Raw genomic sequence first — 21,557 nt, forward strand, 5'->3', positions numbered from 1 at the left:
AACGGGCCAGAGGAGTGGTTTTTAGGGACTGTAGATCCGACCACCGGGACATGCACACCCGGCTGGTGGCGGGCTGTGGGTCCTTGGGAGAGACGCTGGTCGGCACGCTGGCCGAGCGTCCGGGACGGACTGTTGTGGTTCGGGAAGCGGAGGCCGAGTACGGTCAGGTGGAGACGTCCGCCATCGAGGTGATCGAGGGAGACCCGAGCGACCCCGAGATACTCGGAGCCGTCGACGGCGTCGAGACGGTGATCGTATCGGGCGAGGATCCGTCACGGAACCTCGCGGTAGCGAGGGCCACCCGCGAGGTCTACCCCAGTGCGTTCTTGCTCGCTTACATCGGGTCCGAGGCCTCGGCGGACACGCGAGCCGCCTTGGGGGAACTGGCGGATCGAATCGTCGATCCGCGCGCGGCGCTGGCGAGCTACCTGACCGATCGCGTCGGGACCGGTGGGAACTCGATACACGCGCTCCAGTCGGTCCTGAGGGACATCGAGGGCGAACTCGCGATCATGACCCACGACAACCCGGATCCGGACGCCATCGCCAGCGCACTTGCACTGGAACGGATCGCCGATCGGCTGGGTTGTCCCGCGCAGGTGTGTTACTATGGATCGATCAACCACCAGGAGAACCAGGCGATGGTCAACCTTCTGGAGTACGACCTCCGGAAACTCGAGCCCGCAGAAGACCTCTCTGCCTTCGGCGGGTTCGCGCTGGTCGATCACGCCAGACCCGGAGTCAACGACGGGCTACCCGAGGAGACTGACATCGACGTCGTGATCGATCACCATCCGCCACGAGGGCCAGTCGCCGCCCGGTTCACGGACCTCCGAAGCGATGTGGGCGCGACGAGTACGCTGCTGGTGGATTATTACCGTCGGCTCGGGATCGAGCCCGCGGAAGACATCGCGACCGGGTTGCTGTTCGGGATCCGGGTCGACACCGACGAGTTCAGCCGTGAAGTGTCGGTCGCCGACTTCGAAGCGGGTGCGTTCCTGTTGCCTCACGCCGACGTCGGTGCCTTAGAACGCATCGAGAACCCGAACGTGAGTTCTGCCACGCTGGAGACGATCGCGGAGGCGATCGTCAGCCGGGAGCGTTACGGGTCGGTCCTGTTGAGCGGGGTCGGACAGATAACCGACCGAGACACGCTCGCACAGGCTGCCGACCGGCTTCTCAACCTCGAGGCGGTCACGACGACGCTCGTCTACGGGATCAAAGAGGGGACAATCTACGTCTCGGCTCGTGCCCGCGGGACGGATCTCGATCTCGGCGAGGCGCTGCGGGCGGCCTTCGACCAGGTCGGCAGCGCGGGCGGACACGCGGACATGGCCGGCGCTCAGATCAAACTCGGGGTCATGGAGTGGGTCGAAGAGGGCGAGCAATCCCTCCGGGAAGTCGTCGATGGACTCGTCACCGACCGGTTCCTTGAAGTCCTCGAGATGCACCCCTCTCAGATCTCACTGGGCACGTACGGGACCGGGGCTGACACCGCCGATTCGCTGAGCAACAGCTTGTCGATGGAGAGCCCTGGCACCCCCACCGACGACGGGCTATCAAGAGATAATCCGGACAACGAGACCAGCGAAGACACGGGCGAGCGTGGCCGCTGGATCGGCGATGACGAACCGGACTAAGTGGCAATTACTCGCTTGACGGACGACAGTTGGGGACGACTCTCTTGCCGGGATGACACGACGGGAGGGCCCGAGTTCCGACGCTGGCGTGGGATTTTTCAACCGAGACCTCTTGAGCAACGACGATGGACAGTGCTGAGGACTCGCCGACCGTCGAAGAGTACATGACCCACGAGGTCGCGACGGTCGCCCCCGAGGACACAGTCGAAGAGGTAGCCCGGCGGATCCGGGAACGCGGCGATCACAGCGGCTTTCCGGTCTGTACCGGCGGAGAAGTCCGCGGATTCGTGAGCGCGAGCGACCTCCTGCTCGCCGAGGAGACATCGTCGATCGAGGACGTGATGTCCACCGATCTGATGGTCGGGCACCCGGAGATGGATGTCGACGACGCTGCCCGTGTCATCCTCCGGTCGGGTATCCAGCGCCTGCCGGTCGTCGACGACGACAGGACGCTCGTCGGAATTATCACGAACACGGACGTCCTGCGGAGCCAGATCGAGCGCGCGACGCCCGACAAGGTCGAACAACTGATGGAGACCATCGAGGCGGTCCACGGCGTTGACGCCAGTCAGGAGCGCCGGGTTGTCGCCCTCGCGAACCTCACGCCGACCCAGACGAAAGTCTACGGCGACGAACTCGAAGGGCGGATGTACGAGATCGAACGTGGACTGGCCGAGCCCCTGGTCGTCATCGACAACGCCGGCGACCTCCTCCTGGCGGACGGTCATCACCGGACCACTGCCGCTTCGGAACTCGGCATCGAGGAGATGGAGGCGTACGTCATCGTCGTCGACGAACCGGTCGAACTCGAGATGGAGAAGACGGCCATCGAAGAGAACTTGAAATCGATCGAGGACATCACGATCGTCGACTACGCCAGACACCCGCTGGTGGAGACAACAGAGCGTCTCAAAGAGGACGAGTAGCCCGACGCCGCGGCCTGATAGCCGATACCTGTCAATCTCGCCTCTTTACGCACGTTCACGTTGGTGAGCGTACACATGTGGACCGTGAGTCCAACATGAACGAAAATGAGGATTTAGGACTAGAAGCACGGTTGCCAGACCAAGAGTACTATCGACCGCCGACGACGTTCGTCGGGGACGCGAACGTCACGGACCCCAGCGTCTACGAGCGTTTCGATGGGTTCCCCGAGGGATTCACGGAGTACGGCGAACTGCTCACCTGGGACGAGCACTGGGACGAAGTGTTCGACGGCAGCGACCCTCCCTTCTTCGAGTGGTTCGTCGGTGGGTCGTTGAACGCATCGGTCAATTGCGTAGACCGGCACCTCGAGGAGCGCAAAAACCAGGCCGCCCTGATCTGGGAGGGCGAGGGCGGAGCCCAACGGACGATTACCTATCAGGATCTCTACCGGCGAATCAACGAGATGGCGGCAGTCCTCAAAGAGGTCGGCGTCTCCGAGGACGACGTGGTCACGCTACACCTCCCGATGGTCCCAGCCCTGCCGATCACGATGCTCGCGTGTGCCCGAATCGGGGCGGTCCACTCGGTCGTCTTCGCAGGCTTCTCGGCACAGGCGCTGGCCGACCGTCTCGAGGACGCTGATAGTGACGTGCTCGTGACGATCGACGGCTACTACCGCCGCGGAGAGTGGCTCGATCACAAGGCGAAGGCCGACGAAGCACTCGAAGACGAGAGGACGGACGTTGAGACGGCACTCCTGTGGTCGCGACACGACGACCTCCACGAGGGGGTCGAACTCACCGGCGAAGACCCCTACGTCCTCGTCGACGATGTCCTCGCCGAGAAGCGCGGCGCTCACGTCGAACCCGTCGCCCGTGAGGCCGAGGACCCCCTGTTCCTGATGTACACCTCGGGGACGACGGGCAAACCCAAAGGCTGTCAACACCGGACTGGTGGGTATCTGGCCTATGCTGCGGGCACTTCGAAGTACGTACTGGACATCGAACCGACGGACACCTACTGGTGTGCGGCGGACATCGGCTGGATCACCGGCCACTCCTACATCGTCTATGGGCCGTTAGCACTGGGCACGACCAGCGTCATGTACGAAGGGACCCCGGACTACCCCGACAAATCGCGGCTTTGGGAGATCGCCGAACGCTACGACGTCGACATCTTCCACACCTCGCCGACGGCGATCCGGCAGTTCATGAAGTGGGGCGAGCAACACCTCGCCGGCCACGACTTCGACTTCCGGCACCTCACGACGGTCGGCGAGCCGATCCAGCCAGAGGCCTGGCAGTGGTACTACACGCACGTCGGCGACGGGGACGCGGTGATCGTCGACACGTGGTGGCAAACCGAGACCGGGGGCCACCTCATCACGAACTTACCGGCGCTGGCGGACATGAAGCCGGGGAGTGCCGGGCGGCCGTGTCCCGGAATCGAACCCGCGCTCTACGAGGACGACGGGACACCGATCGAACCCGCGACCGGCCGGGCGGGTAACCTCGTGATCGAGCGGCCGTGGCCGGGGATGCTCCAGACGGTCTACGGGGACGACGAGCGGTTCATCGCGGAGTACTGGCAACGGTTCTCGGATACCGACAGCGACGACTGGCGAGACTGGGTCTACGAGACTGGCGATGGAGCCGTCCACGGTCAAGACGGCTACTATCGAGTCCTGGGCCGGCTCGACGACGTGATGAACGTCGCCGGCCACCGCCTCGGAACAATGGAACTGGAGAGTGCCGTCGCCGAGGTCGAGGCAGTCGCCGAGGCCGCCGTGGTCGCCCGCGAAGACGTCGAGCGCGGCCACGTCCCCGATGTCTACGTCGTGCTCAGGGACGGGATCGAACAGAGCGAGGACGTTCGCCAGCAGGTGATTTCGTCTGTCGAGGACGAGATCGGTGCCTTCGCGCGCCCGGACCGCGTGCTGTTCGTCTCGGACCTGCCCAAGACCCGCTCGGGGAAGATCATGCGCCGCGTGCTCGAAAACATCTCCAACAGCGAGGAACTCGGCGACACGACGACGCTTCGAGACCCTTCTGTCCCCGATCAGATCCGCCAGCAGGTCCAGACGAACGGTGGCGAGTCACCGCGGTCGTAGCGCGGGCGGACCGACGGTCGCCGTCAGTCGGGAACTGTCATTCGCCGCCTGGCTCGTGCGTGTCGAACCGGGTGGCGACGTAGGAGACGGCGACCAATAGCACGCCAATGGCAAGACCGACCGTCACCATCCCGTAGACGGCCATGCCAAGTACCGACGGCGGTAACGGAAAAACGCCGAACAGGACCGGGTCGACGACATCGGGCCGTGTCGCACCGAGGATCGCACCCATCAGTCCCGCGATTGTGACCACGACGAGGTAGACGATCAAGACGACCCGTCGCCCACGGATGGCGGTGGTTACTGACATGACTGCTCTTCGTGCCGGAGCCGATTAGGCTTTTCATCCCGCACCCGAAGTGCACGTATGGAAGAGAAAGAACTCCTGCTCGCGGCGCTGGTTGCGATCGTGCTGATGATGGGGATCGCCGCGTTCGTGCTCGTCCTCGGCTGACAAACGGGCGAAAACAGAACTGTCTCGGCTGACAAGCGAGTGAAGGTAGAGCTATCGGACGATCGAAGGCTACTGGTCCGTTTCCGTCTCGCCGCCGTCGGTCATCGCCTCTTCCTCGCCGCCGTCGGGCAGCGCGAGGCGGTCGGCGTGCCAGCCGAACTCCCGGGTGAACAGGCCGTCGTCTTTGAGATCCCAAGGGTCCTCGTCGGTGACTGCTGGCGCTTCCAGCCAGGACTGGACGACGTTCCAGACGAAGATCAGCTGGCCGATCAGAAGAATGACGGCCCCGACCGTTGCCGCCTGGTGGAGCAGTGTGATCGCGTCGAGCGGTGCGACCGCCGGATCGAACTCGTAGGCCGCGTACCGCCGGGGCATCTCCAGGTACCCCAGCAGCAACATGGCGAAGAAGGTCACGTTGGTCCCGATCATCGACAGCCAGAAGTGCCACTTCGCCAGCGTGCGCTGGTACATCTTCCCGGTGAAGATGGGGAACCAGTAGTAAATGCCCGCGAACACTGCGAAGGCGATCGCGCCCATGATGATGTAGTGGAAGTGCCCGACGACGTAGTACGTATCAGTCAACACCAGGTCGATCGGGATCGCTGCCAGGAAGACCCCGGTCACGCCGCCGATGATGAAGTTCGAGACGAAGCCGATACAGAACAGCATCGGTGCCGCGAGCCTGATCCGACCGTTCCACATCGTCGTGATCCAGTTGAACGTCTTCACTGCACTGGGCACTGCTATCGCCAAGGAGACGGCCATGAACGAGGCTCGCAAGCGCGGGTCGATCCCGGTCGCGAACATGTGGTGGGCCCAGACGCCAAAGGAGAGGACGCCGATGGCCAGCGTCGAGTAGACGACGAACTTGAAGCCGAAGAGCTTCCGGCCGGCAAAGCGAGGGAGGATGTAACTGACCAGCCCCATCGGCGGAAGCACGAGGATGTACACCTCCGGATGGCCGAAGAACCAAAAGAGGTTCTGCCAGAGGATCGGACCGCCGCCCTCACCGATCGCGTAGAACATCGTCCCGAGATTCCGATCCAGCAACAGCATGACGATCGCACTACCCAACAGCGGGAACGCGAAGAGGATGATCCCCGACTGGGTGAGCATCGTCCAGGAGAAGATGTCCAGGTTCGCCCAGTTGACACCCTCACCGCGTTCGGTGAATATTGTCACGATGAAGTTGATCGCCCCCATCGTCGCCGAGATGCCCGTGAGGTGCAACCCTAGCAACATGAGATCGGTGCCGAAGTGGGCCTGTTCGACCGACAGGGGGGTGTACATCGTCCAGCTGGTCTGTGACGGGGCGATCCCCGGAATCAGGAACCCAGCCCAGATGAGGAGCGCGCCGAAGGGCAACAGCCAGAAAGCGATGGCGTTGATTCGTGGAAACGCCATGTCGTCGGCACCGATCAACAGCGGGATGAAGTAGTTACCGAACGCCGCGAGGATCGGCGTCCCGAACAGAAACAGCATGGTGATCCCGTGACTCGTCAGCAAGGCGTTGTAGAACTGTGGGCTGACCACGTCCGATGCGGGAGTCAGTAATTCCAACCGCATGATGAGCACCATGATGCCACCGATGGCCAACGAGACGAGTGCGAAGACGCCGTACAGAATACCGATGTCCTTGTGATCGACGGTCGTGAGCCACCTGAATACGCCCCCGGGCTTTTCGCGATGGCCGTACCCGCTCTCCTCGCCGACGGTGACGGCGCCGCCCGCCATGGCCGTGTAGCGCCGCCAGTCCTCGAGACGCGTGAGGAGTGTGGCCACCCCGACGAGGACCAGCCCCATCAACACCGTCAGTGCGAGCTGCTGTCCTGCCATGGCCCATTCTCCGGGAGGTTCCTACTAAAAGGGTGCGTTGTCGGCACCATTCTCTCATGGTGTTCATCCCCCGATACTGGGGGTTATTTAGGATCTGTCGACAGGAAAACGAAAGACGTTCGAAACAATCAGTCTCGCGTTTCGGGGAGCACGCCCGGCGGTTCCTCGGGTTCGCCACCGCGCTCGGCGTTCGCGATTGCCCGCCCGGCGTAATACGAAAGGATCGTGAGCAGGACGATCATCGACCCGACGATCGCCAGTTGCAGGCCCGAAGCCACGGGATCCCAGCCAAACGGACTGACGAGCACGAACGCGGCGAAAAAGAACACGAGGATGCCCAGGGGGATGACGTTGACCAGCAGATCGAGCAAGGTCTCGTGATCGAGCGGACCGATCTCCATAGGCGAGGGTTCGCCACAAGCCGTAAATAGACTGTTGGAAGCGGAAAACAGGCGGGTGTCCGGGGACGACGATCGTTCGGAAAGGCGACTCATAGTGATTACTGTAGCGATTTACCGCGACGACTGCACAACTGCGTGCGGTCGATGTGGAACAGACCGACAGTAATCACTATCACTCCAGCAGCAGTCCGGGGAGTCCGACTGCGAACAGGATCACACCGGCACCGACGACGGCGAGGCCACGGCCGACGATCCCGCCGGGATCAGCCACGACCGCGAGGATGTCCAACGTCGTCGGGTCGATCTGTGTCGCGACGATGGCGAGGCCAAGGACGGACAAGACAGCACCGAGGCCGGCGAGTGGACGCCAAACGTCGGTGGCGTAGTTCGATTCCCGCAGAATCCCCGCCACGCTGCCTGCAAGCAACAACAGTCCGCCGACGGCGACGGGATAGAGCCCGACGAAGATCCCAAGTTCCGAGAGGGCAAACCCCAGTGCGACGAAGACGGGCCACGGGCTGGCGCGGCGGTACCCGCCGGCGTCGACTTGCTCGCTCATGGGGGCAATTAGGGCTGGAGTCCGGAAAGGTCCATCGGAGCCGGCGGTCCGTCCGTCACTTGTAGGGCAGCGTTTGAGTGATTTCAAGCGGTAGCCGTCGGTTGCGGGCGCAAAGTATATGCCGTCTATACGACTTGTTCAGGACAATGACTACACGCGCTATCGAGCGGGTCGACCAGTGGGAGACTCGCTCGTTCGGCGGCGGCTATCGAGGCCTGCAGGAACTCGCAAGGCAGGACTTCTCCGGGGTCGTCCGTTCGCCGGCCGGGACGCTCTGTATGCTCAACGGCACTGTCGTCGGGATCATCGGTGGGGCTATCGAGGACTTCGAGGCCGCCGATGGGACGGCCTACGAGGCCCCCACGCCGGCGCTCCCGTTGTTGATCGTCATGCAGGACCGCGGCGACGAGGTCCGGGCGAAGTACTACACGGAGGAGACGCCGCTCTCGAAGGTCGATACGACGCTCTCCGACGGCGGCTTTACCGGCTACATCGAACTCTCGGAAAACGTTCTCAGCGGGGACTACTACGTCGTCTATCACGGCGGGCGCTCGATGGGCGTCGCCTTCGTCGGCAACAGCGGGCAGTTGTTGAGTGAGGACGAGGCCTTCCAGCGGGCCGACGGCGAGGTCGGGATCTACAAGGTCCGGGCCGTCGATGTCGATCCGATCGAGATTCCTGCGTCCGGAAGCTCGACCGCGGCGTCGGACGACGTGGACCAGGACGCCACGACGGTCGCTGGGGGAGCGCCCGGATCCACCGAGGATTCGGCCGGCGACGAACCCGCCGAGAACGAGTCCGACGAACGGGCGACGCCCCCCGAGGAGCCAACCGAAGGGACAATGTCGGGTGACGAAGAACCGGGCACGGGAGAGCCGAGTACTGGAAAGCCGGGTACGGGAGAACCAAGTGCCGAAGAACCGAGTGCCGGGAAATCGGGAACCGGAGAACCGAATCCAGAAGAGACGGACACGGCTGAGGCGACCGCGTCCGACGAAGCCGAGAGTACGGCCAGTGAGACGGAAACCGCTGGAACAGTCGACGACGCCGAGACAAGCCCGGAGACAACGACAGAGGCAGAGACAACAGACGACGGGCCGAGGGAGGCTGCCGAGCGGACGACCACGCCGGCCAGCGGCGGATCGAGTGAGCAAGGAGCCACAACCCAAGAACGCGAAACGAACGACACAGCCCAGCGGGATCGGTCGGCCACTGCCGAGACGACGACCACCGGACAGGAGACCGAGTCCGCGGCGAGGACGACCGAGCACGAGCGACGACCGACGGCAGACACTACCGCCGAAACCGAGGAACAAACACGTGAGAAGACCCAGTCTGGAACGCCATCCACCGGGAAAGAGCAAGTCGAATCTGCGCGTTCGGAGCGAGAAACGGCGAGAAGCCGTTCCCGGGAGCCTTCAGGGAGTGATCGGTCAACAGGAGGGAGTTCGGCACACGATTCCTCGGCAGGCAGTGCGGATGATCTCGAAACCCGGACGATCCCCTCGCTCGACCCGGACCGGACGAGGAGCGAGACCACGGACGACGCCACGACGGAGTCGACGATGGGCGAAACCCATCCGACGGCCCGTCCGAAACCGGAACCGAGTGACGAAACGGAGCCCCACAGCGCCGTCGCCGACACGTCGGCCGAGACAGCTCAAGAGGAGACAACGTCCGAAACGACGGCCGAGACGCCGACAGAATCCGAGGAGACGGAGAGAGACGCATCGACCGAGACGGTCGATGACGAGAGCGCCAACGCCGGAACCGACGACCGCGTTCGGGATGTAGAGGAGACGATCGCCGAACGAGAGGGACGGATCGAGGAACTCGAGGCACAACTCGAAAGTGCCCGTGAGGAGCGCGATGAGATCGCCAACGAACGGGACGAACTCCTGGACGAGTGCGACAAACTGCAGACGGAACTCGAGCAGGCACGCGAGGAGTTGGCCGACCTCAGAGAGCAACGCGACTCCCTACAGACCCGGCTCGAAGAAGTCGATGCGCCGGATACCACAGCCGAAACGCGACTCAGCCGGGCGGAAGCGATGGATGGGACGGATCTGTTCGTTCGATACGACTCGAAAGGAGAGCCGACACTGAAGACGGTCCACGACAGCGGAGCGAGCCGCTCGGACATCAACGAGAACCTCAACGTCGAGTACCACACCCAGTTCGAAACCGACGGCGCGGTCGTCGCCGATCAGCCCTTCGATGCGTTCCTTCGAGAGACGATCGAGTTCCGATTCGTGTCCTGGCTCCTTCGCCAGTTGGCCTTCGATATCCGTGACACCGGTCACCAGAACGGCCTGTCGGATCTCTACGACGCTTTGCCGCTGGTCGACCGAGCGGAACTCAACGGGGAGGCCAGCGTCGAATACACCGAGGACGGCCAGACGAAGCGATCACACGAAACCTTCGACGTCGTATTGCGCGACCGCATGGGCAATCCGCTGGTCGTCGCGAACTTCAACGACACTCGCGAGGCGGCCACCGAAGACGACATGCGTTCGCTCGTCACGACGGCCACCCGAGTCAGCGAATCCAACGAATCGCTGGCCGGGGCGATGTACGTCACCGCGAGCTTCTTTGAACCGGAAGCACTGAAAACTGCGGCCGAGTCGACCGGCGGGGGCCTGCTCAGTCGAGACAAGCGCGAGAGCTTCGTGAAGGTCTCCCGCAAACAGGGGTATCACCTATGTCTCGTCGAGGCGCGGGACGAACAATTCCACATGCCTGTCCCGGAACTGTAGGCGACCGCAAAAGCAATCGCGCTCAGTTCTCGACTTCCGCCGCGTCGTCGATCTTCATCCCTTCGAGTTTCTCGATCGTGTGATCGACCTTCTCGTCGAGATCGGCGACGAACTCGTCTGTCTCCTCGGTTGTAATCGCACCCTGGCTTGAAGGCTCTATCAGGTTCTCTTCTTCCAGTACCCGCAGAGAGTATCGAACCTTGTGATGGGGGTACCCCGTCTCGTTCGACATCTTTACGATCCCGATCGGTTCGTTCTCGATGACCATCCGCAGAACCTGCAGATGTCGCTCCAGCATGTCCACCTCTTTCTCTAGCCTATCTATCATGGCACGTGTTAACTTGTGTTCGGAGGTTTTAAAGGTTGTTGTCCATCCGCGAAAATTAGCTGTTGAACCTACATTGACTGACGATATAACGCTTGTGATACAGTAACAACCAGAGATCCGATCCTCGGCACAGTGACGATCGAGACGCTGGGACCGTAATCTGTATACCGAGGTGGAAAAAACGGGCGAGTGATGACCGTTACGATCGTAGGGTCCCAACTCGGCGACGAAGGGAAAGGCCGGGTCGTCGACCTCTACAGCGACGAGGCCGACGTCGTCGTCCGGTATCAGGGCGGCGACAACGCCGGGCACACGGTGTGCCACAGCGGGGAGGAGTACAAACTTTCGCTGGTGCCCAGTGGCGCGATCCGGGGCAAAGTCGGCGTCCTCGGAAACGGCTGTGTGATCAACCCGCGGACGCTATTCGACGAACTCGAAATGCTCCGGGAACGGGGACTCGAACCCGACGTGCGGGTTGCCGAACGCGCACACGTGATCATGCCGTTTCATCGCGTGCTCGACGGCATCGAGGAAGACGTCAAGAGCGAAGACGACCAGGAGGTCGGCACCACGGGCCGCGGGATCGGTCCGACTTACGAGGACAAGGCCGGCCGTCGCGGAGTCCGGATTGGCGACCTGCTGGACCCCGAGGTCCTGCGCGAACGACTCGAATACGTCGTCCCGCAAAAACGGGCCATCGCGGACGACGTCTACGACCTCGACCCAGACGATCTCGAGGCGTATCCAAACGCCTTCGACATCGATGCCCTCTTCGAGGAGTTCCGCGAGTACGGCCGCCGGATCGAACGCGAGGACATGGCCGTCAACGCCGGTGCGTTCCTGAGTGACGCCCGCGAGGCCGGCAAGCGTCTCATGCTCGAAGGGGCCCAGGGGACCATCATCGACATCGATCACGGAAACTATCCCTACGTCACCTCCTCGAACCCGACCGCGGGCGGGGCGACGGTCGGCACCGGGCTCTCGCCTGGCGTCATCGGCGACGGTGAAGTGATCGGCATCGTCAAGGCCTACCTCACGCGGGTCGGTAGCGGGCCACTCCCGACGGAACTGGCCGGCGTCGAGGGTGACACACCCGGGTACGACGGTGACAGCGATCCCGCCGAAGAGGAACTCGCGACGTACATCCGCGAGGCCGGCGACGAGTACGGTACCGTCACCGGCCGACCGCGCCGGGTCGGCTGGCTCGATCTGCCGATGCTCCGGCATTCGACCCGTGCCAGTGGCTTTACCGGCCTCGCAGTCAACCACGTCGACACGCTCGCGGGACTGGACGAACTCAAGGTCGCCGACGCATACGAACTCGACGGCGAGCAACTGGAAACGATGCCCGCGACCACCGAACAGTGGGCCGATTGCGAGCCCGTCTACCGCACGTTCGACGGGTGGGACGACCAGGACTGGGACGTGATCGCCGAGGATGGGTACGAGGCCCTCCCGGAGAACGCTCGCACGTACCTAGAGTACGTCAGCGACGAACTCGATGTCCCGATCTACGCGATCGGTGTCGGCCCGTCGCGTGAAGACACGATCGTCCGCGAACGGCCGTACTGATCGCCTCAATCAGAGCCTTCTCGCTGTCCGGCCCGACGTCACGCTTGTGCCATCGTCTTGAAGAGGCCGTCCTGGATTTCCAGCACGGGCACGTCGAAGCGATCACCGAAGGCGGCGACACGGTTGGCGTGACGGTCAGTTGCGGCGACCAACTGGCAGTCGTCGCGGCGCTCGTAGGCCTCGGCGTGACGGTATGCCATCGCGAAGCTCTCGACGCTGGGATCGGATGGATTAGGGCCGGTGCCGACGACGGCGACATCGTACGGACTCATAGATACTCCCGGAGAGGTGCCTGGCATAATGAGCTACCGGTCAGCCCGGTCGCGAGAGACAGACACGACTGAGAGCGAGCGGCACGCTTTTGGCGCGCGGGAGACAGGCTTGGTGTATGCAGGAGGATCTGATGGACATCATCTGCTGTCCGCTGGACAAACAAGACCTCGAACTCGACGTCGGGGAACGCGAGGACGGCGAGATCGTCGCCGGGACGCTCACGTGTACCGACTGTGGCGAAACCTACCCGATCGAGGACGGCATCCCGAATCTCCTCCCGCCGGACATGCGCGAGGACGCCCCGGCCTGAAGCTTTTTTAACATTCCGCGCGGACACTCCAGTGTGCACAGTCCGCTCCCCATTCACGTCAACCGTGAGGAACTGCATGATCTGGCGGTTCCCGAGTCCTACGAGACGAGGGGGAGCTTCGAGATCCGGCTGATAAACCACGGCGAGTCCTCACACGTCCACCTCCACCTCGACGATCCGCTGTCCTCGGTCGCCGCGATCGAGGCGACCAACCACTACGTCGACGGCGAGAGCGAACGCCGCGTGACCGTCGAGGTCCGAAACGGCGCGTCGATCCGCGGAAAACTCAAGGTCGCCGTCGGGTACGGGGCGACGACACGGTACGTCGACGTGGATATCAGCAAGCCGGTTGAGGCGGCCCAGTCAGTCGAGGTCGACGAGTCGCTATCCAAGCCCCAGCCGAAAGAACCGGAAGAACCCGGTGGGCCCTTCCAGGGGAGTCCGGTACTGCCAGTACTGTCACTCGCAGCGCTGGCGCTGTTGCTCGCTGTCGGCGCAGCCCTCGTATTCCGACAGTTCGTCGTCGCGCTCGGGGCCTCGGTCGTGTTTCTCGGCGTTACCTTCGCGCTGTATGCCCTCGTCGGCGATTGAGGAAACCGAAGCGGCACACTCGATCACGCGTCGTCGTCACGCTCGGTCGCCGGCAACGCCCCGTCTTCGAAACGTTTCGCGCGCAAGTACCGCGTCCGGTACCGGTTGGCTCCCTCTCCAAGTTCAGCCTCGCGGATCTCGTCGACCCGCCCGTCGGCGACGGCATCGACTAACTCATCCAGTTGGGCCTTCTCGCTCGGCGTCAACTCGAACTCGTAGGTCCGGGACTGTTCGCGTTCCAGGTCGGTCCACTCCTTGGCCGCGGCGACGAACAGCGAACACGGCTCCCGGCAGGGGAACTCCCCGTCGCCGCGTGGGACGTCCAGCTCTGTTTCCCCGTCCTCGTCCCACTCGCGGCGCTTGAGACACTGTGAATCGGCACAGCAAGCCTCGGCGGCCCATTCGAGTGCCTCGACGGGCAATTCGGAGATTGATCGGTAGCGACCGGTCTGTCTGTCGGCTGCTTCCCGATAGTGGGTCACGTCGAGGCCCCCGTCCCGTTCCCGGTACCAGTTCTCGATCGTCGCCGGGTAGAAGGCCCCGACGACCGCAACGAGCGTCTCGGGTCCGAGAGCCGGGAACACCCAGCCCGTCGGTAGCGTCGGCGCGGTCCGCAGCGGTCGGTACCGGCCGCGATCGTCGCGTCTGGCGATCTCCGCGGCAGCATCCGGATCGCCGTAGGTCTGGAGGTCCCCAATAGAGGCGTCCCGGTCGTCGACGTGTCGTACCTCGTATCGGCGCTGGCCCCGGTCGGCCAGCGTCGTGGTGATCCGCAGTTGCCCCCACGTCCGGGTAACCCCGTCTTCGAGGTCATCGTATCGAGCCGGGACGGCAGACTGGTCGCCGTCCTCATGGGCCCGTTCGAGCCACCGAAGGAACGCGCGGTCGGCCGGTCGCTGGGGGGCGATCGCGTGCCAGAAGGCCCAGTTCGTGACGAAGGGAACGAACGAATCGGGGAGATCCGCGAGCGTTCCGTCGGCGACAGTCGTCGATCCGTCGACGGCGACCTGAAGGGTCTCCCCCTCCAGACGAGCGATCAGCCCGTCGTACTCGACACCGTCCGGGGCCGCTTCGCGAAGCGCCTCTACCGGGTCGCGGTCCATACGCGCTCGTCGGTCGCCGGCGGATAAAACGCTCCGCCACCGGCAGATCCCGTCGATTCGCACTCTCAGTGACAACATTGATACGCTCTGCCTGACCACGCGGCAAACGATGTGGTAATTGCATGGAGTGGGAGACCGACAGGGGGCTGACGATCCGTATCGGCCTCGCGCTCGTGTTCGTGGCCGTCCTCCCCGTGGCATTCATCTACGCGTTCGTCTTTGCGATCAACGCGATCGGCCTAGACCTCCTCGCCTGGGCAACTGCCCGCCCGTACAACGGCGAAGTCTACGTCGAGTCGTGGCTCGCGATCGGGGCGGTCGCCGTCGGGTTTGCCGCGCAGTTCCTCCTCGGTGATTCTATCGCGCTCCGGTCTGTGGACGCCGGACGCATCACCGCCGACGAGCGGCCGGATCTCGTGGCTCGCGTCGACCGGCTCGCACAGATCGCCGAGGTCGAGCGACCACGCGTCGCCGTCAGCCGTTCGGACGTCCCCAACGCCTTCACGATCGGAGTCCGTCCCTCGAAGGCAACGATCGTGGTCACTGAGGGCGCACTCGACACACTCGAGGGCGACGAACTCGACGCCGTGCTCGCCCACGAACTCGCTCACGTCAAGAACCACGATGTGACCGTGATGTCACTGTCGTACGTCCTGCCGTCGCTGACCTACGTCGTCGCGATCGCCGCCTTCTTCGTGTTGCGCGGGATCTTTCACGTCCTCGGATCGTTCAGACATACCGACGATGACGGCGCGAAAGGGCTGTTTATCGCCATCGTCGTGTTGGTCGTCAGTGCGATCGTGACGATGGCTATCTCGGCGTTGTTCTGGCTGGCGAGTTTCGCCCTCTTTCGGACACTCAGCCAGTACCGGGAGTACGCGGCCGACCGTGGTGCCGCAGCGATCACCGGTAAGCCGGCCGCCCTGGCCTCGGCACTGCGGACGGTCGACGACGAGATGAGTGACCGTCCGGATCGGGATCTCCGGCACGTCGACGGCGGCCTCGAAGCGCTGTACGTCGCGCCGATCGACGACTACCAGTTCGGCGAGGAGCGCGAGTTGATCAGCAGCGACATCTTCCCCTCGACACATCCCTCAACCAACGAGCGTATCGAACGCCTGCAGGAACTCGCGGGTGAACGGGCGTGACCTCTCGACGACGGTTTCTCGCCGCTCTCGGAACCACGGTGACCGGCATCGCTCTCCCGGGTTGTGGGTACTACCCCGGTGGTGGAGACATCCGCTGGCGCGAGGAGTCGATCGGCGGTCTCTCCTGGGCCGAAGACATGGGCGTCACCGGCGAGACGCTGTACACCGTCCGGAGTTCGGGCATGTCGTACGACATCGACACCGAGACATGGGTCGACGGCGCGGAGGTCGTCGCCTACGACACCGCCCATGGTCGCGAACGCTTCACCGAGCAGTTCGACCGACCGGCGGGCGCGGTCGCGCTGGGTGACGGCGGCGCGGCCGTCGCACTCGTCGAGGCGGACACTCAGTCGACCCCGGTCGTCCGGTTCGGCCCCGACGGACAGATGTGGGAGACGACGGTCGACGGCGGGGTCGAAGCGCTGGCCGTCGCCGATGAGCGCGTCTACGCGGTGACCGCCGACGGCGCGCTGGCAGTCTGCGCCGACGGTTCCGAGCGGTGGCGGGTCGACCTGGAACCGGAACTCGGGAGCGACCGCGGGGGGTTCGGGCCGACGGTCGCCGCGAGCGCCGAGATGGTCGTCTGCTGGGTCGGCGGATCCGTCGTCTGCTTCGACCCCGACGGAACGCGGCGTTGGAACCGGTCGACCGTCAATGCCCGGCGGCTCTCGATCGTCGACGGGGAGGTCTTCGCACTGGCAGGACACGGGTTAACGACCCTCGAGGGCGACACCGGGGAGACGCGCTGGATATCGAGCGACCGCGTCGCCTCATTCGCCGTGACCACCGACGCGATCTACTGTCGCATCTCTCTCGACGTCGTCGCGTTCGACCGGTCGGGGGCGCGTCAGTGGGCAACGAGCGACGATTCGGGCGCTGGTCGAAACCGTGCGGAGAGAGACTCGACCGACTACTTAGATCGCGTCGCCGCCGACGACCGCGGCGTCTTCGTCGAGAGCGACTCGGGGCTGACTGCGCTGGCGACCGACGACGGAAGCCACCGCTGGACGGTCGAATACGACGATATCAAGGCTGGTCCGTTCCTCGTCGACGACGGCGTCCTCGTCGTTTCGGAGCAGGGCGCGACCTGCCACGTCCCCTGAGCGGTATGGACGAGCCAGGGTCAGTCGGCCGACGCACCGACGCCGCTGGTCTCCTCGCGGACGCGTTCGATGGCCGCGGTCACGTCCGCGCCGGCGTCGGCCGCCCGCTCGAGGATCACGTCGGCCAAAAGCGGTTCGGTCCCGACTGCCCCCGAGTACCATATCCGGTGGCCGTCGACCATTGTGGGCGTCTCCCACCCCGTCCGATAATCGTCAGTGAGTCCCATGTCCTCGGGGATGTCCTCCTGGGTGTGATAGCCGTCCGCGATAAAGAGGGGGACGACGACCACATCGTCACTACTGAAATAGTCGGTCACGTCGTCGACTTCCGGCTTCTCGTCCATGAAGAGTGCCTGTACTTCCTCGAAGCGATCGCGAGCACGGATCCGGTCTGCGTGATACTCGACTGCCTTCGCGGAGTTCTCGTTGCGCTCGGTGCCGTGGCCGACGACCGCCAACCCGTACCCCTCACCGACATCGGGATCGCGCACAATCGACTCTGCCCGGCGGACGATCACGTCACTCATCGCGTCGTGCGTTCCGACGGGGCCACAGTAGTGGACGGTCTGACCGGTGTCAGCGGCAGAAAGGGTCGCCGAGACGGCACTGGTACCGTCCGAGTTCCAGCCACGCCAGTCCTCAAGGCGAAATTCTCGGGGGACCACCTGCTCGGTGAAATAGCCCTCGCTGATGAACAGCGGGACGAGATACACCGCGTCGCTGTCGACGGTCCGCAGCGCCTCCCGAAAGTGCGGTTCTTCCTTCCAAAAGGCAGTCTGTACGGACTCGAAGGCAGCAGTCTCTCGGATCCGCCGGGCGTGTTCGTGGGCCGGACGGCTCGACTCGGGATTGAGGTGTGACCCGTGAGCAGCGACGACCAGGGAAGGCATTGCTCCCGGTTGGCCGAGCGTCGCCTTAGCCGTTGGCCTACTGGGGATTTATGCGACCACCGGACGCAGGCGGGGTATGACCCTCGCAGAGCAGGCCCGGGAAGCGGTCCGGGCGCGACCGTTCGTCCACGAGGCGCTACGGGCTGGTGTAATCAACTACTCTGCGGCCGCCAGGCTACTATCCGTCGGCGAGGAAGAACCGGTCGCCGCGGCGCTCCGGCGCTACGCCGTGGAGTTGTCCGAACGCGACGATCGGGACCGATCGGTTCGAGTCACGATGCAAACCGGCGTCGGCCGGGTCGACGATCCCGCCGATGGCCTCCTCACGGTCGGGGACGCGACGTTCTCTCCGGGAAGGGGTTCCCTGACGGCCGTCCTTGTCGAAGGAGATGTCGACCCGTGGCTACTGACACGTGCGCTCGCCCGTCTGGACGCCGAGGACGTCACCGTGGAGGCGGCGGGTGTCGCAGACGAGTCACTCGTCGTCTTGGTCGAACGCCGGGACGGTCCCAGGACCGTCCAGCTCCTCGAAGACGCTGTGTAGTGAGACCATGCTGTCGCCTACACTCACCCATGAGTGGAGAAAGCCATCAATCACTGACGCGGGCACAAGCGGCCAGACCATCGTCGAAAGTCCACTGACTCTACGAACAGCCGGCGGCAAGCCCCCCTGGACGTCGCCCGATCCGACGGATTGAAACGCTCGCCGCCGAACCTTCTGCCAATGACCCTGCGCGTGACGAACACGCTTTCGGGCGAGAAGGAGGCGTTCGAGCCACAGGATCCCGACGAGGTCACGCTGTATTACTGTGGCCTGACGACCTCCGACCCGCCACACCTGGGCCACGCCCGCGGGTGGGTCCACGTCGACGTCATGCACCGCTGGCTCGAGTGGCTCGGGTACGATGTCCACCACGTCGAGAACTTCACCGACGTCAACGAGAAGATCGTCGCCCGGGTCGGCGAAGTGGGCGACAGCGAGGACGACGTGGCCCGATCCTACATCCAAGAGGTCATCAGAGACATGCGCTCGCTGAACCTCAAACGCGCCGAGGTCTACCCCCGCGTCTCCGAGCACGTCCCCGAAATAATCGACCTCGTCGAAACGCTGATCGACCGGGAATACGCCTACGAATCCAACGGGTCGGTGTACTTCGACGTGACTGAATTCGAGGAGTACGGCGAGCTTTCGAACCAGACTGTAGAGAATCTCGACGCCCAGGGAAATCCCGAAGAGCGCGGCGAGAAGCGCCACCCCCAGGACTTCGCCCTCTGGAAGGCCGGCGGCGTCGCCCCCGATGACATCGCCGAGCATCGCCATCCCGAGGCTGCACCCGCAGCGGATGCTTGCCAGACGGCCCAAACGTGGGATTCGCCGTGGGGTGAGGGGCGGCCGGGCTGGCACATCGAGTGCTCGGCGATGAGCATGACCCACCTCGATGAGACCCTGGACATCCACGTCGGCGGTCAGGATCTGATCTTTCCCCACCACGAGAACGAGGTCGCCCAGAGCGAGGCCGCGACCGGACAGACGTTCGCCGAGCACTGGCTGCACGTCGGACTGCTGGAGACAGCCGACGAGAAGATGTCGTCCTCGCTTGGCAACTTCGCCACCGTCGAGAAAGCCATCGCGGAATACGGCCTTGGTGTCGTCCGAACCTTCCTGCTGTCGACGGCCTATCACAGCCGGGCGACATACAGCGAGAAGACACTCACAGAGGCCGAAGAGAGATTCGATCGCCTGAAGCGTGGCTACGAGCGCGCCGTCGACACCGCCGACAACGTCAACGCGACGACGAAGGTCGAAGACGGTGACTTGCGGGAAGCCGTCGGCGACACGCGCGAGGCCGTACCCGAGGCGATGAACGACGATTTCAACACCCGCGAGGCGCTGGCTGCGCTCCTGGAACTGACCAACGCGGTCAACCGCCACGTCGACGACCGGAACGCCTACGACTATCGTGGCCTCCGGCAGGCGATCGAGACCTACGAGGAGTTCGCCGTCGGCGTGCTCGGGTTGCCGCTGAGTGAGATAGGCGGTGACGGCGGCGAGGTCAACCTCGCCGGGGAACTCGTCGAACTCGTCTTGGATGTCCGCGAATCCGAACGTGAAGCCGGCAACTACGAGCGTGCCGACGAGTTGCGCGACGAACTGGCCGCATTTGGCGTCGAGGTCGAGGACGGAGACGACGGACCGAGTTATCGACTCCCCTGAATAGGGGACGTCTGCGTGTTTCGTCGCCGATTAGATTACACCACCGATCGCCCGCCACCACCGTCCGCAGTACACTTTTCATCGGTCTCCGTGTAGCCGACATTATGGGCAAGTACATCGGACTCGACTGGGCCGGCAAGGGGTGGTTCGGCGTCGTCCTGTACGACAGCGACTTCGAGACCGATTTCTTCCCGACGATCTGGAGCGTCTGGAAACGGTACGGCGACGCGTCGCGGATCTTCATCGGGCCGTGAATGACGTTCTGGGATACTTTTAACTCAGTTGTCCGAGACAGTGCTGACGAATATGGACTTCGAGTACACGCACAGACCGTCCTACACGCATCTCGTCGTCGAATTGGACCACGGAGAGTCGATCATGGCCGAGCCCGGGGCCATGGTCGGCCACTCCCCGACGATAGTCGTCGAAACAGAATCGAGCGGTGACGGACTGCTCGGCTCCGCGAAGGCGATGCTCGGCGGCGAGTCGGCGTTCGTCAACAAGTTTGTCGCCGAAGACGGCCCCGGCCAGATCACGTTCGCCCCGCCGTCCCCCGGTGACGTGATGGAACACCAATTAGAGGGCGAGACGCTGTACACCATCGATGGCGCGTTCCTCGCGGCTGAGGGGACAGTCGAGATCGACTCCGAACTCGGCGGGCTCAAATCCATGCTCGGCGAGGCATCGCTCACTCCACTCGCGTTGAAAGGGACCGGCTCGGCGTTTATCGACGCCTACGGCGGTCTCGAACGGCTCGACCTCGGCCCCGGCGAGTCCTACGTCCTGGACAATCAACATCTCGTCGCCTGGGACGATACGATCGACTTCGAGACGCAACGCGTCGGTGGCCTCAAGTCGACGCTATTGAGCGGTGAAGGCGTCGTCTTCGAGTTCACCGGACCGGGGACAGCCTGGTACCAGACGCGGGATATGGACGCGCTGGTGTCGATACTCGCACCACGGATGCCGAGTGACAGCTGACAGGACCGTCCAAAACACACGCGTCGTGATCGAGTGCGGCAAATATCCGATTTTACTACAGAAACAGCTGGAGGGCGACGACGACGGCCAACGCGACACCCAACAGCACGAACACGACGTTTTCGAGGGCCGGTGATCCGGCCTCGACCTCCGCCGAGAGACCGAGCCAGCCGGCTTGGTCTTCGTCGTCCGCTTCTAGGTCTTCAAGGGAGAATCGCCAGCCGTCCTCGTCATCACCAGGTTCCTCAGTAACCGTCGCCTGTTCCGGCGAACGCACGGACTCCTCGCCAGTCTGCTCGGTGTCCTCCTCGTCACCGATTTCCCCAACGTCGTAACTCCACTCGTCGTCCTCGGACATAC

General features: G+C 63.8%; 22 protein-coding genes. 13 read left to right on the plus strand and 9 right to left on the minus strand.

Going from position 1 to position 21,557, the window contains the following annotated elements; translation table 11 throughout:
* The first annotated feature begins 50 nt into the window (after positions 1-50).
* From BN2694_RS14985 to acs, 3 genes are all read left to right on the plus strand, one after another.
* On the plus strand, positions 51-1,640 hold the full coding sequence (locus tag BN2694_RS14985) for a DHH family phosphoesterase (RefSeq protein WP_135667045.1): 1,590 nt from the start codon (positions 51-53) through the stop codon (positions 1,638-1,640).
* Positions 1,641-1,765: 125 nt separating this feature from the next.
* Complete coding sequence (locus tag BN2694_RS14990) at positions 1,766-2,566, plus strand: CBS domain-containing protein (protein ID WP_135667047.1); 801 nt, start codon at positions 1,766-1,768, stop codon at positions 2,564-2,566.
* 95 nt (positions 2,567-2,661) lie between these two features.
* A complete protein-coding gene (gene acs / locus BN2694_RS14995; RefSeq protein WP_135667049.1) occupies positions 2,662-4,677 on the plus strand; it encodes an acetate--CoA ligase in 2,016 nt (671 codons plus the stop codon).
* Positions 4,678-4,714: 37 nt separating this feature from the next.
* On the opposite strand, the gene BN2694_RS15000 is transcribed toward acs, so the two are convergent.
* The 4 genes from BN2694_RS15000 to BN2694_RS15015 all read right to left on the minus strand — a co-directional run bounded on the left by BN2694_RS15000 (position 4,715) and on the right by BN2694_RS15015 (position 7,927).
* Positions 4,715-4,987, minus strand: a complete 273-nt coding sequence (locus BN2694_RS15000; protein ID WP_135667051.1) for a DUF7520 family protein — start codon at positions 4,985-4,987, stop codon at positions 4,715-4,717.
* Positions 4,988-5,200: 213 nt separating this feature from the next.
* On the minus strand, positions 5,201-6,967 hold the full coding sequence (locus BN2694_RS15005; RefSeq protein WP_135667053.1) for a cbb3-type cytochrome c oxidase subunit I: 1,767 nt from the start codon (positions 6,965-6,967) through the stop codon (positions 5,201-5,203).
* 128 nt (positions 6,968-7,095) lie between these two features.
* Entirely contained in the window at positions 7,096-7,368 is a 273-nt protein-coding gene (locus BN2694_RS15010; RefSeq protein WP_135667055.1) for a DUF6684 family protein, read from the minus strand.
* A 172-nt stretch (positions 7,369-7,540) separates the two neighbouring features.
* A complete protein-coding gene (locus BN2694_RS15015; protein WP_135667057.1) occupies positions 7,541-7,927 on the minus strand; it encodes a DUF7541 family protein in 387 nt (128 codons plus the stop codon).
* Between the two features lie 146 nt (positions 7,928-8,073).
* Here BN2694_RS15015 and BN2694_RS15020 point away from each other — a divergent pair, with 146 nt between their 5' ends.
* A complete protein-coding gene (locus BN2694_RS15020) occupies positions 8,074-10,683 on the plus strand; it encodes a DUF7527 domain-containing protein (RefSeq protein WP_135667059.1) in 2,610 nt (869 codons plus the stop codon).
* Between the two features lie 22 nt (positions 10,684-10,705).
* Here BN2694_RS15020 and BN2694_RS15025 read toward each other — a convergent pair whose 3' ends face one another.
* A complete protein-coding gene (locus tag BN2694_RS15025; RefSeq protein WP_135667061.1) occupies positions 10,706-11,011 on the minus strand; it encodes a hypothetical protein in 306 nt (101 codons plus the stop codon).
* A 192-nt stretch (positions 11,012-11,203) separates the two neighbouring features.
* On the opposite strand from BN2694_RS15025, the gene BN2694_RS15030 reads away from it, so the two are divergent.
* The gene (locus BN2694_RS15030) at positions 11,204-12,583 is read left to right on the plus strand and encodes an adenylosuccinate synthase (protein WP_135667063.1); all 1,380 of its coding nucleotides are present in this window, start codon (positions 11,204-11,206) and stop codon (positions 12,581-12,583) included.
* A 38-nt stretch (positions 12,584-12,621) separates the two neighbouring features.
* On the opposite strand, the gene BN2694_RS18065 is transcribed toward BN2694_RS15030, so the two are convergent.
* The gene (locus BN2694_RS18065; protein ID WP_210409001.1) at positions 12,622-12,855 is read right to left on the minus strand and encodes a hypothetical protein; all 234 of its coding nucleotides are present in this window, start codon (positions 12,853-12,855) and stop codon (positions 12,622-12,624) included.
* Positions 12,856-12,971: 116 nt separating this feature from the next.
* Between BN2694_RS18065 and BN2694_RS15040 the strand changes: the two genes are divergently transcribed.
* Both BN2694_RS15040 and BN2694_RS15045 read left to right on the plus strand, forming a co-directional pair.
* Positions 12,972-13,166 carry a methytransferase partner Trm112 gene (locus BN2694_RS15040; protein ID WP_135667065.1) on the plus strand — a complete coding sequence of 65 codons (195 nt, stop codon included), beginning with the start codon at positions 12,972-12,974 and terminating at the stop codon, positions 13,164-13,166.
* Positions 13,167-13,199: 33 nt separating this feature from the next.
* Positions 13,200-13,757, plus strand: a complete 558-nt coding sequence (locus BN2694_RS15045; protein ID WP_135667067.1) for a DUF7524 family protein — start codon at positions 13,200-13,202, stop codon at positions 13,755-13,757.
* Between the two features lie 23 nt (positions 13,758-13,780).
* Here the strand turns inward: BN2694_RS15045 and BN2694_RS15050 are convergent, their stop codons facing one another.
* On the minus strand, positions 13,781-14,860 hold the full coding sequence (locus tag BN2694_RS15050; RefSeq protein WP_135667069.1) for a DR2241 family protein: 1,080 nt from the start codon (positions 14,858-14,860) through the stop codon (positions 13,781-13,783).
* 122 nt (positions 14,861-14,982) lie between these two features.
* Between BN2694_RS15050 and BN2694_RS15055 the strand changes: the two genes are divergently transcribed.
* Positions 14,983-16,008 (plus strand): M48 family metalloprotease, encoded by a 1,026-nt coding sequence (locus BN2694_RS15055; RefSeq protein WP_210409002.1) that lies wholly within the window; start codon positions 14,983-14,985, stop codon positions 16,006-16,008.
* Positions 16,005-17,111 carry an outer membrane protein assembly factor BamB family protein gene (locus BN2694_RS15060; protein ID WP_135667071.1) on the plus strand — a complete coding sequence of 369 codons (1,107 nt, stop codon included), beginning with the start codon at positions 16,005-16,007 and terminating at the stop codon, positions 17,109-17,111. The genes BN2694_RS15055 and BN2694_RS15060 overlap by 4 nt, the downstream gene beginning before the upstream one ends.
* Positions 17,112-17,131: 20 nt before the next feature.
* Here the strand turns inward: BN2694_RS15060 and BN2694_RS15065 are convergent, their stop codons facing one another.
* Positions 17,132-18,001 carry a CbiX/SirB N-terminal domain-containing protein gene (locus BN2694_RS15065; protein ID WP_135667072.1) on the minus strand — a complete coding sequence of 290 codons (870 nt, stop codon included), beginning with the start codon at positions 17,999-18,001 and terminating at the stop codon, positions 17,132-17,134.
* A 76-nt stretch (positions 18,002-18,077) separates the two neighbouring features.
* Here BN2694_RS15065 and BN2694_RS15070 point away from each other — a divergent pair, with 76 nt between their 5' ends.
* The 4 genes from BN2694_RS15070 (at position 18,078) to BN2694_RS15080 (ending at position 21,197) form a co-directional block, all read left to right on the plus strand.
* Positions 18,078-18,545: a DUF7523 family protein gene (locus BN2694_RS15070; RefSeq protein ID WP_135667073.1), complete on the plus strand. Its 468-nt coding sequence runs from the start codon at positions 18,078-18,080 to the stop codon at positions 18,543-18,545.
* 180 nt (positions 18,546-18,725) lie between these two features.
* Positions 18,726-20,216 carry a cysteine--tRNA ligase gene (gene cysS, locus BN2694_RS15075; protein ID WP_135667074.1) on the plus strand — a complete coding sequence of 497 codons (1,491 nt, stop codon included), beginning with the start codon at positions 18,726-18,728 and terminating at the stop codon, positions 20,214-20,216.
* A 104-nt stretch (positions 20,217-20,320) separates the two neighbouring features.
* Positions 20,321-20,470 (plus strand): hypothetical protein, encoded by a 150-nt coding sequence (locus BN2694_RS17255; protein WP_167880060.1) that lies wholly within the window; start codon positions 20,321-20,323, stop codon positions 20,468-20,470.
* A 52-nt stretch (positions 20,471-20,522) separates the two neighbouring features.
* Entirely contained in the window at positions 20,523-21,197 is a 675-nt protein-coding gene (locus BN2694_RS15080) for a TIGR00266 family protein (protein ID WP_135667075.1), read from the plus strand.
* 55 nt (positions 21,198-21,252) lie between these two features.
* On the opposite strand, the gene BN2694_RS15085 is transcribed toward BN2694_RS15080, so the two are convergent.
* Positions 21,253-21,555, minus strand: coding sequence for a DUF7312 domain-containing protein (locus tag BN2694_RS15085; protein ID WP_135667076.1), 303 nt, complete (start codon positions 21,553-21,555; stop codon positions 21,253-21,255).
* Between the last annotated feature and the right edge of the window lie 2 nt (positions 21,556-21,557).

This window comes from Halorhabdus rudnickae (assembly GCF_900880625.1).
Taxonomy (GTDB): Archaea; Halobacteriota; Halobacteria; order Halobacteriales; family Haloarculaceae; genus Halorhabdus; species Halorhabdus rudnickae.